15 protein-coding genes are annotated in these 16,276 nt (G+C 61.1%); 3 read left to right on the top strand and 12 right to left on the bottom strand.

Annotation, left to right across the window (positions count from 1 at the left end; translation table 11 throughout):
• From HX823_RS01995 to HX823_RS01965, 7 genes are all read right to left on the bottom strand, one after another.
• A complete protein-coding gene (locus HX823_RS01995) occupies positions 1-927 on the bottom strand; it encodes an aliphatic sulfonate ABC transporter substrate-binding protein (protein ID WP_177074001.1) in 927 nt (308 codons plus the stop codon).
• Positions 927-1,940, bottom strand: coding sequence for an ABC transporter substrate-binding protein (locus HX823_RS01990; RefSeq protein WP_177074000.1), 1,014 nt, complete (start codon positions 1,938-1,940; stop codon positions 927-929). Before HX823_RS01990 ends, HX823_RS01995 begins: the two co-directional genes overlap by 1 nt.
• A gap of 161 nt (positions 1,941-2,101) precedes the next feature.
• Positions 2,102-4,738 carry a TonB-dependent receptor gene (locus HX823_RS01985; protein WP_177073999.1) on the bottom strand — a complete coding sequence of 879 codons (2,637 nt, stop codon included), beginning with the start codon at positions 4,736-4,738 and terminating at the stop codon, positions 2,102-2,104.
• Between the two features lie 238 nt (positions 4,739-4,976).
• Positions 4,977-5,921 carry a FecR domain-containing protein gene (locus HX823_RS01980; protein ID WP_177073998.1) on the bottom strand — a complete coding sequence of 315 codons (945 nt, stop codon included), beginning with the start codon at positions 5,919-5,921 and terminating at the stop codon, positions 4,977-4,979.
• Entirely contained in the window at positions 5,918-6,427 is a 510-nt protein-coding gene (locus HX823_RS01975; protein WP_177073997.1) for a sigma-70 family RNA polymerase sigma factor, read from the bottom strand. Before HX823_RS01975 ends, HX823_RS01980 begins: the two co-directional genes overlap by 4 nt.
• Positions 6,428-6,535: 108 nt before the next feature.
• Positions 6,536-7,327 carry a phosphate/phosphite/phosphonate ABC transporter substrate-binding protein gene (locus HX823_RS01970; protein ID WP_177073996.1) on the bottom strand — a complete coding sequence of 264 codons (792 nt, stop codon included), beginning with the start codon at positions 7,325-7,327 and terminating at the stop codon, positions 6,536-6,538.
• Positions 7,328-7,336: 9 nt separating this feature from the next.
• Positions 7,337-8,266: a fatty acid desaturase gene (locus tag HX823_RS01965; protein WP_038850564.1), complete on the bottom strand. Its 930-nt coding sequence runs from the start codon at positions 8,264-8,266 to the stop codon at positions 7,337-7,339.
• Positions 8,267-8,567: 301 nt separating this feature from the next.
• Here HX823_RS01965 and HX823_RS01960 point away from each other — a divergent pair, with 301 nt between their 5' ends.
• Together HX823_RS01960 and HX823_RS01955 are read left to right on the top strand one after the other, a co-directional pair.
• Complete coding sequence (locus tag HX823_RS01960) at positions 8,568-9,005, top strand: GNAT family N-acetyltransferase (protein ID WP_033896311.1); 438 nt, start codon at positions 8,568-8,570, stop codon at positions 9,003-9,005.
• 59 nt (positions 9,006-9,064) lie between these two features.
• Positions 9,065-9,883 carry a class I SAM-dependent methyltransferase gene (locus HX823_RS01955; RefSeq protein ID WP_177073995.1) on the top strand — a complete coding sequence of 273 codons (819 nt, stop codon included), beginning with the start codon at positions 9,065-9,067 and terminating at the stop codon, positions 9,881-9,883.
• Positions 9,884-9,981: 98 nt separating this feature from the next.
• Here the strand turns inward: HX823_RS01955 and def are convergent, their stop codons facing one another.
• From def to HX823_RS01940, 3 genes are all read right to left on the bottom strand, one after another.
• The gene (gene def, locus HX823_RS01950; protein WP_016975972.1) at positions 9,982-10,521 is read right to left on the bottom strand and encodes a peptide deformylase; all 540 of its coding nucleotides are present in this window, start codon (positions 10,519-10,521) and stop codon (positions 9,982-9,984) included.
• A 3-nt stretch (positions 10,522-10,524) separates the two neighbouring features.
• Complete coding sequence (locus HX823_RS01945; protein ID WP_016975971.1) at positions 10,525-11,475, bottom strand: YihY/virulence factor BrkB family protein; 951 nt, start codon at positions 11,473-11,475, stop codon at positions 10,525-10,527.
• Positions 11,476-11,645: 170 nt separating this feature from the next.
• Positions 11,646-11,831, bottom strand: a complete 186-nt coding sequence (locus HX823_RS01940) for a CsbD family protein (protein ID WP_028617689.1) — start codon at positions 11,829-11,831, stop codon at positions 11,646-11,648.
• Positions 11,832-12,030: 199 nt separating this feature from the next.
• Between HX823_RS01940 and HX823_RS01935 the strand changes: the two genes are divergently transcribed.
• Positions 12,031-12,408, top strand: a complete 378-nt coding sequence (locus tag HX823_RS01935; RefSeq protein ID WP_033896314.1) for a hypothetical protein — start codon at positions 12,031-12,033, stop codon at positions 12,406-12,408.
• A 45-nt stretch (positions 12,409-12,453) separates the two neighbouring features.
• Here the strand turns inward: HX823_RS01935 and fadD1 are convergent, their stop codons facing one another.
• Together fadD1 and fadD2 are read right to left on the bottom strand one after the other, a co-directional pair.
• Entirely contained in the window at positions 12,454-14,145 is a 1,692-nt protein-coding gene (gene fadD1, locus HX823_RS01930) for a long-chain-fatty-acid--CoA ligase FadD1 (RefSeq protein WP_033896315.1), read from the bottom strand.
• A gap of 431 nt (positions 14,146-14,576) precedes the next feature.
• Complete coding sequence (gene fadD2 / locus HX823_RS01925) at positions 14,577-16,265, bottom strand: long-chain-fatty-acid--CoA ligase FadD2 (protein ID WP_177073994.1); 1,689 nt, start codon at positions 16,263-16,265, stop codon at positions 14,577-14,579.
• Positions 16,266-16,276: the final 11 nt, after the last annotated feature.

Genomic DNA, 16,276 nt, shown 5'->3' with positions numbered 1-16,276 from the left:
TCATGGCGCCTTGAAGACAGCTTGCTGCACATCAACCTTTTTCGGGATCAGGCCGTTGGCAAAAAACAGGTCGGCGGTGCGTTGCTGGTTGTCGACGTCAACCGCTTCCAACGGGCGAATCGGCGCGGGCGAGCGGTGTTCGAAGTAGCTTTTGACCACGGCCGGTTGCAGGCCCAGGGTCTTGGCCATCAGCGCGATGCTGTCTTCGGGCTGGTCGAGGGACAGGCGCTGCGCCTTGGCCAACGTCTTGATGATCGCACCAATGGACTGCGGATATTGCTTGGCAAACGGGCTGCTGACCACGAAGAAACTGCCCGCCGGATTGAGGCCCTGGCCGTCGCCCAACACGCGGGCGGAACCGTCGACCACGGCCGCGGAGTAGTACGGGTCCCACACCACCCACGCGTCGACTTTGCCTTGCTCGAACGCAGCGCGGCCATCGGACGGCGACAGGTACACCACGTTCACGTCCTTCCATTGCAAACCGGCGCGCAGCAGGCTTTTCAGGAACAGGTTGTGGGCGCTGGAGCCCTTGAGCAGCGCCACGCGCTTGCCCTTGAGTTCGGCCACGCTCTGCACGCTGCTGGCTTTGGGCACCAACACTGCTTCGGTCTTGCCCTCGTTGGGTTCGACGGCGAAATACTGCAAATCGATGCCTGCGGCCTGGGCGAAGATCGGCGGGATATCGCCGATATTGCCGATGTCCAGGCTGCCGCCATTCAGCGCCTCGATCAGCGGCGGGCCGCCGAGGAACTCGATCCACTGCACCTGAGTGCCGGGCAACGCTTCCTCGAAGAGTTTGTGCTCACGGGCCAATACCATGCTCACCGAGCTTTTCTGGTAACCGATGCGCAACGTGGCCGGTTCGGCCGCCAGCACTTGACTGGCAACCAGTGAAAGTACCGCAGCAGCGAAAAGTTTAAGCATCAGAGCGCCCCCTTCAGCTTGGCCGCCACATCCGCCGGCACCCATTGTTGCCAGACGTCTGGATGGTCTTTGAGGAAGGCTTCAGCCACTTGGCGCGGCGGCGTGCGTTTCTCGCTCATTTCCCCGAGGATGCCGTTGAGCAGATCAATCGGCAGGTCGACCTTTTCAAACACGCTCACCAGTTGCGGGTACTGCGCCTTGAACGGTGCCGACACACCAATGGCCAGGCGCGCTGGCATCGAGCGGGTGCCGATGGGGTTGGGGTTTTTCGCGTCGGACAGGGTCTTCCAGGCTTCGGCGTTGAACGGTGGCTCTTCCAGCTTGACCAGTTTGAAGCGGCCCAACAGCGGCGTCGGCGACCAGTAGTAGAACAACACGGGTTTACCACGACGGATCGACGACGCCACTTCGGCATCCAGCGCCGCGCCAGAGCCGGTGCGGAAGTTGACGAAGCTGTCAGTGAGTTTGTAGGCCTTGAGTTTCTGGCTGTTGACGATCTCCGAGGTCCAGCCGGTGGGGCTGTTGAGGAAGCGCCCACGGCTCGGGTCTTCGGGGTCGCGGAACACGTCTTTGTAGCGCGGCAGGTCGGCCACCGACTTCAAGTCCGGCGCCAGGGGCTTGATACCGCGCGCGGCATCGCCCTTGATCACGAACTCCGGCACCCACCAGCCTTCGGTGGCGCCTTTGACCGTGTCACCGAGGCCGAACACCTTACCTTCGTTTTCGGCCTTGACCCACGCCGGACTGCGCCCGGCCCACTCTTCACCGATCACCTGGATATCGTCCTTGGCCAGGGCGGCTTCCAGGCTCACGGTGCTGCCGGGCAAGGTGTCGGTGGGCAAGCCATAACCCTTCTCGACGATCAGGCGCAGCACTTCGGTGATCAGGCTGCCGCTTTCCCAAGTGATGTCACCGAAGTGAATGGGTTTGACGGCTTCGGCCGCCGTTGTTGGCTGCGCCAAAACGGCCAGTGCCAGCAGCGAGCCACCGAGCAGGTGTTTAAGTGTTTTCATGCAGAACCTCGTGGTGAATCAATTTCCAGAGCACAGACGATCCAGTGTGGGAGCGGGCTTGCTCGCGAAGGCATTGGGTCAGTCAACACTTGCATCAAGTGACCCACCGCATTCGCGAGCAAGCCCGCTCCCACATTTGATCTCTGCGGATTCAAGATCGGTTAAAAGTCATAACTGAGCCGCGTGTAATAGAACGCTCCTTCCGGCGCCGACGGCGACAGGTAGCTGTACTGCTGGCCCGGGGTCTGGCGCAGGCGCGTGTTGAAGTCGTCGGGCTTGCTGTCGAACAAGTTGTTGGCGCCGACTGACAAACGCAGTTGTTTGGTGAAGGCGTAGTTCACGTCCAGGTCGGTGTTCCACTGCGCGCCGAAGGTCTGGTCGTACTGGGCGTTGGCTTCGCTGGCGGCGTATTTGCGGTATTCGCCGTAGCGGGTTTCGCTGAGGGCGATGGTCCATGCGCCGATGCGGTGGGTAGCGCCGAGTACCAGCTTGTCTTCGGGGTAGCCGTGCTCCAGAAAGCCACGGGCTTCGCGGGTGAGGATGTCGAAGCCGTTGGGGTTCTCGTGGACCTTTTCGATCGTGGTGCGCGCCTTGGTGTAGCCGGCCGACAGGCTCAACGCGCCGTACTGCGCCAGGTCCAGGTTGTACTTGCCGACGATGTCGACGCCACGGGTACGGGTGTTGGCCGCGTTGGTCATGAACTGCGCCCAGGTGTACTGGCCAAACCCGGCTTGCTGCAGGATCTGTTCGGCACGTGGCCCGGAAATACCGCCGCTGTAGAGCAGGCGATCACGAATCGAGATCTGGTAGGCGTCGATGGTCAATGAAGCGTTTTCGACCGGGCGCAACACCAGGCCCAAGGAGTAGTTGGTGGATTTTTCCGGTTTGAGCGGCTCGGCGCCCAGCGCACGGGCGGCCGGGTTGTCGGCGGGCAACATGCGCGTCAGCACCGGGTTGCCGTTGATGTCGACGTTGGTGGTGGTGGTCCACGACGTGCCGATCTGGCCCAGGGTCGGCGCACGGAAGGAGTTGTTCACCGTGGCGCGCAAGCCCACCTGCGGCGTGAAGTCATACCGCGCCGACAGCTTGCCGGTGGTGGCCGATCCAAAGTCCGAATAGTGCTCGGTACGCCCGGCCAGCCCGACCTGGAATTTGTCGGTGAGCTGGTGCTCAAGACCAAAGTAAACGCCGCCGACATCCCGCTTGTAGGTGCCGGCGTCGTCTGGTGTGAGACCGGAGGCTTGCACCGCGCCGACCTGCACACCGTTGATGCCGCCAAAGGAGTAGGACTCGTAGTCGCCCTCCTCCAGACGATACTGCTCATGGCGGTAGGCAATGCCCGCCGAGACGGTCAGCGGATGGCTCGACCAGTTGACGTCCAGGTCCTTGGCGTAATCCAGGCCGAGGTTGGTCTGCTCGTTGACCAATGTCGCCACGTCAAACTTGGTCGGGCTGTTCAGGCCGTAGCTGGGGTTGACGGTGTTAAAGGCCAGTTCATCGTGCTTGTCGCGACCGTAGGTGGCGCTGAGGTCAAAGCGGCCAAGCGTGTCGTCTTCATAGCGGGTGCCGACGGTGAGTGCGCCGTCTTCATAGCGGTAGCGGTATTTGGGAATGGTGCCGTTGGGGTAGATGCCCTGAACGTTGTTCGGGTTATTCGCCAGCAGCGGTGGCGTGTTGTTCACCGACTTGTCCTGGCCAAAGGTGGCGAAACTGTAGAGGCGCCACTGGTCGCTCAGGCCGATTTCGGCGTTGGCTGCCAGGTTGAATTTATCGCGCCCTGCACCGCCCCAGCGCGGGTCTTGCAGTTGGCCGTCGGCGACGTATTTGTCGCCAATGTCAGTGGGTTTGTTGTTGAGCGTGTTGAAGCTCAAGGTGAGAAAGCCATCCCCCGGCAAACCCAGGCCGTACCAGCCGTCGGTGGTTTTGCTGAAGCCGTCGCCCTGGGCGTATTTACCCAGTTGGGTGTTGACCTGGCCACCGCTGTCACGTTCCTTGAGCACAATGTTGACCACACCGGCTACCGCATCCGAGCCGTATTGCGCCGACGCGCCATCGCGCAGCACTTCGACATGATCGATGCTGCTGATGGGGATCATGTCCAGGTCCACCGGCTGCGCGCCAATGAACGGCACGCCACCGGAGATGTTCACCACCGCCGAGGCATGGCGGCGCTTGCCGTTGATCAGCACCAGCGTCTGGTCCGGCGCCAGGCCACGCAGGGACGCGCCCTTGGGGTTCTGGCCACGGGTGGCGCTCTGGTTTTGCGGGAAGTTGAACGACGGCAGCAGTTGGAACAGTGCCTGGTTGAGGCTGGTGGCACCGGTCTGCTTGAGTTCTTCGGCGTTGATCACATCCACCGGCGCGGCGCTGGTCAAGGCGGTGGCGTCACTGCGCCGGGTGCCAATGGCGACCACGCGGTCCAGGGTCGGCGCTTGCGCTGCACGGGTTTGCGCGTTGACGTTGCTGGTCGCGTTTTTGCTCGCGCCTTCCTTGATGATGAACGCGCCGTCCGGGCTCACCTGGACTTGCAGGCCGGTGCCCTTGAGCGCGGCGTCCACCGCCTGTTGCGCCGACAGAGAACCGTCCACGCTGGCCGAGGAATAGTTACCCAACTGCGGTGTGAACGAGATCACCTGGCCGCTTTGGCGGCTGATGTTCAGCAGCACTTCATCCAACGGGCCTGGTGCGATGTGATAGACCTGGCGCACCTCTTCGGCACTCGCGGCAAACGACAACAACAGGCTGGCGAACGGCACCAGGGCAAAGGTTCGAAGCGGCACACGGTTGAACTGATTCACTTTGGCTCCCCCCAAGGAAACTCGACGGCGCTGCTCCCCGCAGCGCTTACGGGAGTGATGTGGGTCAGCGGGGGGAAAACTTGCAGATCGTTTGGTTATGTTCTTAGAACTGGCCTGTTCCAAAGTGAACGAGCACTTTGTGGTGAGCGAGCTTGCTCGCGCTGGAGTGCGAAGCGCTCCCAGGTTTTGGTGCTGCTGCGCACCCCAGCGGGAGCAAGCTCCCTCGCCACAGAGGGCATCACGCGGCATTGACGGTCACCCAAAAACCGCTGCGGCGGGTGATGTGGATCGGCAAGGTGCGCGCCAGGGTGTCGAGGATTTGCTGGGGGTTGTCCAACCGGTACAAGCCGCTGACGCGCAGGCCCGCCACCGCAGGATCCAGGCGCAGCACGCCATTGTGATAGGGCCGCAGTGCGTCGATGACTTCGGCCAGCGGGCGGTCGCGCACTTGCAGGAAGCCATCGACCCAGGCCGTGGCCCCGGAGGAACTGGCCTGCACCGGGCCGAATCCGGCACGGTCGTAATGCACTTCATGGCCGGCGGCGAGTTGCAGGCGTTCGCCGTGCTGGCCGTCAATTTCCACTGCGCCGTTGAGGGCAACCACCTGGCCCTGCCCTTGCCGTTCACGCACTAGGAAACGGTTGCCGTAGGCGCGCAGACGCGCCTGGTCGGTCTGGATCAAAAACGGTCGGATGCGGTCGCTGGCGACCTTGGCCAGCAACTCGCCCTCGCGCAGGCGTATCAGCCGGCGTTGCGGATCAAACTGGATGTCGGCCGCGCTTTGTGCGTTGAGCAGCAATTCGCTGCCATCGCCCAACGCGACGGTGCGGCGCTCGCCGGTGCCAGTGCGGATATCCGCCGTCAGTTCAGTCAATGGCAAGCCCAGCGGCTTGGCCAGCAAGGCCGCGCCAACTGCCACACCAGCACCGGCCAGCGCGACCTGCAACACCTGCCGTCGACTGGACGGCGCCTCCAGTGCCTGTTGCAACACCTTGCCACTCACCCCTTGCGCCTGGGGAACCTGGAACACGCCCAAGCGGGTTTCCAACTGTCGGCACAGGGCGTCATGACGCGGGTCGGCGGCGCGCCATTGTTCATAGCGCTGCCAGTCACCCGTCGAAGCTTGGCCGGAGCGCAACAGCACGTACCAGCGCGTGGCGCTGTCGATCAGCTCGTCGCTCATTCCAGGCACAGCCGCAGGCAGCGGTTGAAGGCACGGGTCATGTAGTCGCTGACCGAGCGCTGGGAAATCCTCAGTTCGCTGGCGATTTCCGGGTAGGTCAGGCCATTGAGTTGCGAGAGCAAAAAGGTCGCCTTGACCTTGGCCGGCAAGCCGTCGAGTAACTGATCGATGGCTTGCAGGGCTTCGAGCATTTGCGCCAGCTCTTCGGGAGACGGCGCGGTGGAGGTTTCGTCGTTATCGAGAGCGTCGAGGTAGGCCCGTTCCAGATCACGCCGGCGCCACAGTTGATACATGAGGCGTTGCGCGATGGTGGTGAGCAGCGCACGCGGCTGGCGGATGGGCACCACACCCGGTGCACTCAGCAGCTGGACGAAGGTGTCGGCGGCGATGTCTTCGGCGTGGGCACGAGAATCGAGGTGGCGGTGCAAACGGCTGCACAGCCAGTCGTAATGACTGCGGAACAATCCGCCCACGTAATCGCTGTGAGAAGTGTCGGCGCCGGACATAGTGGCTCCATCTGAGTAGGTTGCGCGTTATGTCCGGTGTTCCGGTGGAGCGATCCTAGCAAGGCTGCTTATTCTTTAATAATATTTAAAAGGTATTTTTATATAACCTTATTGAAGCACTGGGTAGCCAGCGCTTGCGGCCTGTTGCTCATAGCCCAATAGCACTTGGTAGTCGTCTTCGCTGGCGGGCAGTACGGCTTGCAGGCCCAATGTCTCGGCCACCTGCGGTAAATCCCGCAGTGCCTGGTTCATGGCCTGACGGATCTGAACGACCTGTTCATCGCTCAAGCCCACTGGACCGATATAGGGCAAGGTCGGGCTCGGTGCGCTGCGCGTGACGATGCGCAGCCCCGCCACTTCCTGCGGCGCGAAACGGGCGAGGTAGTCGTAGGTGACGCTGTCGATGGCCGCCAGGTCGGCGCGGTCTTCGCGCAGCCAACGCAGGCTCTCGCGGTGGGCACCGCTGATGGCGACGTTGGCGAAGAAGCGCCCGTCGCGTTGCAAGGGTGCCAGGCGTTCGCGCAGCAGGTTCATGCCGCTGTTGGAATCGTGGCCGTTGATCACGCCACGGCTGTAGTAGAAATCCGCCAAGGTGCGGCGTGGGTTGTCATCGCGGGTCAGCAACAGGCTGCAATGCTCGCCTTGGCTGCTATGGGGCAACTCGTAGCATGGGCGGCCGATGACACGGACCTGGCCGCGCAGCTGGGTCATCAGCGGATAACCGCAGGTCTGGGTCAGGAGCAATTCAGGCGCAAGCCACAGACCGTGCAGGTCGAGGTGATCGGCATTGCGCCGCCCCAGGTTCAGGTGGTCGAGGATGCGCGCAATCCACTGCTGGTTGGCCTGCTCGATCGGCTCGGGCGCGACGTACATCAGCAGCTCGGCATAGTGGTCACTCATGGTCATCTCTCACGCAAAAGGGTGCCGGGGGCTGTCGATGGCCTTGAGGCCGTGGCGGCTGATCAACTGGCCGTAGCCCTGCACCAGGAAGCCGCCGCTGCGCGCCACCCATTGTTCGCGGCGGGCACGGTAGACCGTGGGCAGCAAGTACCAGGGCAGTTTCGGCAGGTCGTGGTGCACCAGGTGCAGGTTGTTGTTGAGGAACAGCCAGGTCCACGGCCAGGATGCTTCGTTGAGCACGGTGCGTTGCTCCGGCTGCGGGTGCGGGCGGTGCTCATAGTAGGAACGGATCGACGCCAGGGACAAGGCCGGCACGCTGACCAGCAGCAGGTAATGCCACACCGAGAGCGCGCTGTAATGGGCGATGAAACTCAGCATCAACACGGTGACGGCGCCATGGGCCAGCCACATCGGCCACACTTGGGGCAGGCGCCGATATTCGTGACGGGCCAAACGGGCGATTGCCAAGGGGGCGGCCAACACAAAGCGGCCCAGTACCGTCTTGGTCAGCCAATGCACGCCACGCTCGAACAGCGAACTGTTGTCCCATTGCTGCTGGTTGAGGTACCGGCTTTCCGGGTCGATGCCCGGCAGGGTCAGGTCTTCGTCGTTGTGGTGCAGCAAGTGACTGTCGCGGTACAGCGTGTACGGGTACCACACCGCAAAGGGCGCGTAGCCGAGCAGTTTATTGAGCAGCAACGAACGGGTGGGATGGCCGTGGAGCAATTCGTGTTGCACCGACAGCCACAGCGTCACGATTGGAATCAGCAGCAAGAGGCTCAACCCCAGGCCCAGCCAATGGCTGCCCAGGATCACGGCAAACCAACCGGCGTACACGCCGATCAGCAGCAGCCATGTCGGCCATTCGGTTCTTGCGATAAAGGTGCTGGCCAGGGCTTCGATTTCCCGGCGTTGGGTCAGATCAAGGTAGTTGGCCATCAGCCGCTCAGAGCAGGTGTTTCCTGCTCTGTGCAATGAGGCGGGAAAATCTTGCAGATCGTTTGGTTCTAAGCTTGTAACTCAGTGACCGAAAAGGCCGGTTTCAGACTTCTTGGCCTTTTTGTCTGCGCGTTTTTCATCGGCGGTCTTTGCCGGTTTTTTCTTCGCGGCTTTCTTTGAATCCATACCTTTGGCCATGATGCTTGCTCCACTGACAGGGGATGTAGCACTGGGTATACCACCTATTGCCCGGCAGAAGTCGCTTATAATCCAAGGCCCTGAATAACGCTGCCTGAACACCATGCCCCCATTGCACATCGAACCGCTGGCAGAGCCGCTGTGGCCGCTGCTAAACAAGTTTTACCGCAACCACAACTCGTCGATGAAGGCGCTCAAGGGTGGGCGTTTGTGGGTGGCGCGCGACGCAGAGATCGTCGCCGGGTTGTGCCTGACGCCGGTGGTGGGAGGGCAATGGTTGACCGGGGTGTTCGTTGACCCGGCCTATCGCGGCCAAGGGCTGGCGGCGCGGGTGATCGAGGCCGCGGTTGCCGATGTCGACGGCACCCTGTGGTTGTTGTGTCATCCAGACCTGGAAGGGTTGTATCAACGGATGGGCTTCACCCAGGACACCGTGCTGCCGCAATCCCTCAGCGAACGCTGGGTACGCTACAAGCGCAACAAACCCATGATCGCGATGGGCTTAGATCGTTTGGTAAGGTCGACCGCAGATAATGTGTGATCGGCGCCTGCAGGCCCCATGCTAGCCTCGGCGGCACAGTGGCCCTTTACAGGATGATCATGAAAACGACGCTTGCAGCTCTCTCCCTCACCGCCCTGCTCGTTCCGCTCTTGAGCCAGGCAGCCGACGCCCCCATCACCGCCCAGCAGTACCAGAGCGCGCTCGCCGGCAATTGGCGCGACCCGGCCAACAGCGCCCGCGACAGCTATCGCCATCCGCAACAGACGCTGGAGTTCTTTGGCCTGGGCGCCAAGCAGACGGTGATCGAAATTACCCCCGGTGGCGGTTGGTACAGCGAACTGCTGGCGCCGTTGCTCAATGAGCATGGGCATTACGTCGCAGCGGTGCAGGCGGCGAGCAGCAGCGCCTACGCGCGCACGTCCGAAGAGAACCTGAAGAAGAAATTCGCGGCTGATCCCGCTCGCTACGCCAAGGCCGAGGTGGTCGAGTTCGATCCCAAGGCGCCGGTGTTCGGCAAGCCGGCTTCGGCGGATGCCGTACTGACCTTCCGCAATGTGCATAACTGGGTCGAGGCAGGCACTGCGCCGGCCACGTTCAGTGCGTTCTACAAGGTACTCAAACCGGGCGGCGTGCTGGGCGTGGAAGATCACCGGGCCAAGGATGGCGCGGATCTGGAAGCGATCAAGGACAGCGGCTATCTGACCACCGCACAGGTGGTGAAGCTGGCCTCCGATGCCGGGTTCAAGCTGGCGGGACAGAGCGAGGTGAATGCCAATCCGAAGGACACCAAGGATTACGCGGCTGGCGTGTGGACGCTACCGCCGACGTTGAGATTGGGCGAGCAGGATAAGGCGAAGTATGTGGCGATTGGGGAGTCGGATCGGATGACGTTGCGGTTCGTCAAACCCACCCGCTAAAAACATTGGAGTATCGCTTTTCTGTAGTGAGCGGGCTTGTTGTGGTGAGCGGGCAAGCCCGCTCACCACAACAAGCAGCCTCACATTCAGCTGCAGGATCAGTCGTCAGCCGTGGGATCCATGTCCGGGAACATCACTTCGATAAAGCCGAACTTGGTGAAATCGGTAATCCGCGACGGATACAACCGGCCGATCAGGTGATCGCATTCATGCTGCACCACCCGCGCATGAAAGCCCTCGGCGATGCGCACAATCGGCTCGCCCTTTGGGTCAAAACCCTCATAACGAATCTGTTGGTAACGGTCCACCGCCCCCCGCAAACCCGGCACGGACAGGCAGCCTTCATAGCCCTCCTCCAGCACCGGGCTCAGTGGCGTGATCAGCGGGTTGATCAGGATCGTCTGCGGCACCGGCGGCGCGTCCGGGTAGCGTTCGCTGGCCTCGAAGCCGAAGATCACCAATTGCAGGTCGACACCGATCTGCGGCGCGGCCAGGCCGACGCCGCCCACGTGTTCCATGGTCTGGAACATGTCATCGATCAATTGCCACAGCTCGGGGCTGTCGAACATTTCCGGCGGGACCGGAGGCGCGATGCGCAGCAGGCGCTCGTCGCCCATTTTCAGGATTTCACGGATCATCGCTCAGACTTCATCGGCAGTGGGCTTGGAGTGGTCCCGGCCGAGGCCTGAGACGTGCTGTTTTTCATCGGTGTGGCCGGGCTCATCGAACTCTTTTTCACCCGGATCCTTGCCCTCGGCGGACATGTGCTCGATCACCGCATTCATCTCCGCGCCCAGCAACAGCACGGCGGCGGAAATGTAGAAGTACAGGAGCAACACGATGATTGCGCCGATACTGCCATACATGGCGTTGTAGTCGGCAAAGGTTTTGACGTAGTAGCCGAAACCCAGTGACGCGACGATCCATACCACCACCGCCAGCACTGAGCCTGGGGTGATGAAGCGGAATTTCTGCTCGACGTCGGGCATCACGTAGTACATGAGGGCCACGGCGAACATCAGCAAAATCACAATCAACGGCCAGCGCAGGATGGTCCACAGTGTGACCACGAACTCCTGCATGCCGATCTGCCCGGCCAGCCACTCCATCACTTGCGGGCCCAGCACCATCAGTGCGGCGGCGGCCAACAGCATGCCGGCGATGCCAACGGTGTAGAAAATCGACAGCGGGAAGCGCTTCCAGATCGGCCGGCCTTCAACCACGTCATAAGCGGCGTTCATCGCGCTCATCATCAGGCGCACGCCGGCCGAGGCCGTCCACAGCGCGATCACGATACCTACCGAGAGCAGGCCACCTTTGGATTGCTGCAACTGGTCGATCACCGGGTTGACCTGCTCCAGGGCCTGGGGCGGCAACACCAGTTCCGACTGCAGACGCAGCCAGGTGAAGAAGTCCGGCAAATGCAGGAAACCGATCAGGGCAATCAGGAACAGCAGGAAGGGAAACAGCGAGAACAGCATCTGGTAGGCCAGTGCCGAGGCGTAGGTAGGCATTTCGTCATCGACGAATTCCTTGACGGTGCGCAGCAGCACTTTGTGCAGCTTGAGCCCATCGAGAACCGGAAAAATCATAGCGTCTCCTTTCGCCGCAAAAAGGTTGAGTTCGTGGGCGACTCAGGGGCCGTTTTCTACATCAAGGTAGCCTATTTGGCGACCTTGAAACAATTTCGAAACTTTAATCACAGCATGTGACATAAAAACGGCCATCCGTGGATGGCCGTTTGGACTGCTTGAAAACGCGCTTACTTGGTCGCTTTTTTCACAGCGTCCTTGGTGTCGCCAACCGCTTTCTGCACTTCGCCTTTCTTTTCCTGAACCACACCTTCAGCGCGAAGTTTGTCGTTGCCGGTGACTTTACCGACACCTTGCTTGATATTGCCGACCGCCTCGTTTGCCACGCCTTTAACCTTGTCAGATGTGCTGCTCATGGTATCTCTCCGAAAGAACAATCAAGGGTTTTGGTCATTACCTAAAGATTGACCCGAGGCCGTTCGGCAGAGTTTCAATTATTTTTGCCCACGCATTTCATCGCCGGTCGCAGTTTTGGCTTTATGTTTTGCCGCCAACCCCTGAGAATGCCCGGCACATTCAGGCTCAACTGCTGAATAACAGATCCGTAGGAAGGTTATGAAACTCAATAAAGCACAGGCCATCGCCCGCCGAAACACCGAACTGGGCGGTGCCGTACTCGGCGTCAACAACTGCCACTTCACCGACCTGGACCGCAAACGCAACATCTGGTGGTTCGACCTGCCGGTGGGCCGTATTGCCGTGGGCCAGTACGAGTGGATCCATCTGTTGATGCACAACGCCGAGACTGACCAGTTGCTGCACCTGAAGGTGCCGACCGCGTTTTTGCGTGAGCACATCGAAGGGTTGGTGGTGCGCAATGCGAACAAGCGCAAGCCAGAGATCACGCTGGAGCTGAGCGCCGACAAGGACTCGTTCTTGAAGGATGTGCGGCCAACAGGTGCTAACGTGAGCTTCGCGCATTTCGCCCTGTAACCCCCCTTCAATAAAAAACCCCGCTTCGGCGGGGTTTTTTATGGGTTACTTTTTAAGACCGAGCTTCTTCAGCTCTTCATCACGCAACTCACGCCGCAGGATCTTGCCCACGTTGGTGGTCGGCAACGCATCGCGGAATTCCACGGCCTTGGGCACCTTGTAGGCGGTGACGTTGGCGCGCATGTGCTCCATCACCTGGTCCTTGGTCAGGGTCGCGCCCGGCTTGACCACAATGAACAGCTTGATGTGTTCCCCGGACTTCTCGTCCGGCACACCGATGGCCGCGCATTGCAGCACGCCCGGCAGGCCTGCCAGTACATCTTCCAGCTCGTTGGGGTACACGTTGAAGCCCGAGACCAGGATCATGTCCTTCTTGCGGTCGACAATGCGCATATAGCCATCGGGCTGGATGATCGCGATGTCACCGGTCTTGAGCCAGCCTTCGCTGTCGAGCATTTCGTCGGTGGCGTCCTGGCGCTGCCAGTAGCCCTTCATCACTTGCGGGCCCTTCACACAAAGCTCGCCGGTTTCACCCAGGGCGAGTTCAGTGCCGTCGTCAGCGATGACTTTGCACACGGTGGACGGCACCGGAATGCCGATGGTGCCGATCTGGATGTGCTGGATCGGGTTCACCGTGGCCACCGGGCTGGTTTCGGTCATGCCGTAGCCTTCGCAGATGCCACAGCCGGTCACGGCCTTCCAGCGCTCGGCGGCGGCCAATTGCAGGGCCATGCCGCCGGACAGGGTGACTTTCAGCGCGGAGAAGTCCAGCTTGCGGAACGCCTCGTTGTTACACAGCGCCACGAACAGCGTGTTCAGGCCGACAAAACCGCTGAACTTCCACTTCGACAGTTCCTTGACCATCGCCGGCAGGTCGCGCGGGTTGCTGATCAGGATGTTGTGGTTGCCGATCAGCATCATCGCCATGCAATGAAAGGTGAACGCATAGATGTGATACAGCGGCAGCGGCGTGATCAGGATCTCGCAACCTTCGTTGAGGTTGGACCCCATCAGTGCCTTGCACTGCAACATGTTGGCGACCAGGTTGCGGTGGGTGAGCATCGCGCCCTTGGCCACGCCGGTGGTGCCGCCGGTGTATTGCAGCACGGCCACATCGCCACTGGCCGGGCTGACGTCGTTGACCGGTTGGCCGTGCCCCTTGGCCAGCACGTCGTTGAACTTGATCGCCTGGGGCAAGTGATACGCCGGGACCATCTTCTTCACGTACTTGATGACGCTGTTGATCAGCAGGCGCTTGAGCGGCGGCAACAGATCGGCGACTTCGGTGACGATCACGTGCTTGACGGCGGTCTTGGGCACGACCTTTTCCGCCAGGTGCGCCATGTTGGCCAGGCAGACGAGGGCCTTGGCACCGGAGTCGTTGAATTGGTGTTCCATTTCCCGCGCGGTGTACAGCGGGTTGGTGTTGACCACGATCAGGCCGGCACGGATGGCGCCAAACACGGCAACCGGGTACTGGAGGACGTTGGGCAGTTGCACGGCGATGCGATCGCCGGGTTTCAAGTCGGTGTGCTGTTGCAGGTACGCGGCGAAGGCGCCGGACAATTCGTACAATTCACCGTAGGTGATGGTCTTGCCCAGGTTGCTGAAAGCCGGTTTGTTGGCGAAGCGCTGGCAGGACTGCTTCAGTACCGCCTGAATATTCGGATACTCGTCTGGATTGATTTGTGCAGCAATCCCGGCGGGGTACTTATCCTTCCAAAAGTCTTCGTTCATGGAAGCCCACTCCTCAGCGACGTCAGCGACGCGAATTCATCATCGCATTTGATGCGATTATTATTGGTGTATGTTTTTTTAGGTGAATCTGGCGCTTTCAAGCAGGCCGAGACGTCACAAAGCGCGCCGAGAGTAGCAGCTTTGCCAAAGGTCGCCTAGAGCCAAAGGTGGGCCCCGTGGTCATAAACGCGACTGTCCTACAATATTCGGTCACACTTTAAACAACACCTAATTGCCTACGAAAAACGCTCTGGAATAGGGTTTTCATGGCAACACAAGACGAATGTGGGAGCGCGCTTGCTGTGGTGAGGGGGCTTGTCCCCCGACAGGTTCACCGCAAATCAATGAGGACCGCTGCGCAGTCCGGCGCGGGGCAAGCCCGCTCACCACAGCAAGCCCGCTCCCACACTTTATTGCATTTCAATTCAAGGTCAGGCGATGTCGCGCAACTCTCTGCGCAAAATCTTGCCCACCGGCGTCATCGGCAACGACTCGCGCAGCACAATATGCTTGGGCACCTTGTACCCGGTGAAGTTGGTCTTGCAGTAGGCCTTCAACTCCTCAAGGCTCACCCCCTCAGCCCGCGCCACCACAAACAGCTTCACCGCCTCCCCTGTGCGCTCGTCCGGCACGCCGATCACCGCGCAGTTGGCCACCGCCGGGTGGGCCATCACCACGTCTTCAATCTCGTTGGGGTAGACGTTGAAGCCCGACACAATGATCAGGTCTTTCTTGCGGTCGACGATGCGCACAAAGCCATCCTCGTCGATCACTGCAATGTCACCGGTCTTGAGCCAACCTTCGGCGTCCAGCGCCTCGGCGGTCGCGGCCGGTTGCTGCCAGTAGCCCTTCATCACCTGCGGGCCCTTGATGCACAACTCGCCGCGCTCGCCCAGTGGCAACTCGACGCCCTGGTCATCGATCACTTTCATCGCCGTGGCCGGCACCGGGATGCCCACGGTGCCCAGGCGGGATTTATTGCCGTAGGGGTTGGTGCTGGCCACCGGAGAGGTTTCCGTGAGGCCGTAGCCTTCGCCGATGGCGCAACCGGTGATCTGCTGCCAGCGCTCGGCAGTGGCCTTGATCAGTGCAGTGCCACCGGAGTTGGTGAGCTTGAGGTGGGAGAAGTCGAGGGACTTGAAGTCAGGATGGTCCATCAACGCCACGAACAGCGTGTTGAGCCCCAGCAGCCCGGTGAAACGCCACTTCTTCAGCTCCTTGATAAAGCCGCCGATGTCCCGTGGATTGGTGATCAGTACGTTGTGATTGCCTGAGACCATCATGCACATGCAGTTCGCCGTAAACGCATAGATGTGGTACAGCGGCAGCGGCGCGATCATCACCTCCTGCCCTTCCTTGATCAGCGGGTGGCCGTCCTCACCGGTCTGGGACATGCAGGCGCGCACCTGTTGCATGTTTGCCACCAGGTTGCCGTGGGTCAGCATCGCGCCCTTGGCCAGGCCGGTGGTGCCGCCGGTGTATTGCAGCACGGCGATATCGTCCAGGGTCACCGGGTGGCGCGTCACGCCCAGGCCCGCGCCCATGTGTAACGCGCGCTTGAACGACACCGCGCGCGGCAGGCTGTAGGCCGGGACCATCTTCTTGACCTTGTCGACCAGGGTGTTGACCAGCCAGCCCTTGGCGGCGGGCATGAAGTCGCCCATCTTGGCTTCGATCAGGTAGTCGATCTCGGTGTCGCTGCACACCTCCTGCACGCGCGAGCCGAACAGGTTGAGGTAGACCAGCGCACGCACGCCGGCGTCCTTGAACTGGTGGCGCATCTCGCGCGGGGTGTACAGCGGGTTGGTGTTGACCACGATCAGCCCGGCACGCAAGGCGCCGAACACGGCAATCGGGTAATGCAGCACGTTGGGCATCTGCACCGCAATGCGGTCGCCCGGCTTGAGGTCGGTGTGCTGTTGCAGGTAGCCGGCGAACGCCGCACTCTGGCGCTCAAGCTCGGCGTAAGTCAGGGTGATGCCCATGTTGCTGAATGCCGGACGGTCGGCAAAAGCCTTGCAGGAACGCTCGAAGACCTCGATCACCGACTTGTAGGCCGACAGGTCGATGTCATTGGGAACGCCCGCCGCGCGTTTGTCATTCCAGAAATCAGGTTGCATTATTCTTGTCC

Source organism: Pseudomonas sp. P7759 (assembly GCF_013386445.1).
GTDB classification, from domain to species: Bacteria; Pseudomonadota; Gammaproteobacteria; order Pseudomonadales; family Pseudomonadaceae; genus Aquipseudomonas; species Aquipseudomonas azotoformans_A.
This window is presented reverse-complemented; position numbering and strand designations above follow the sequence as displayed.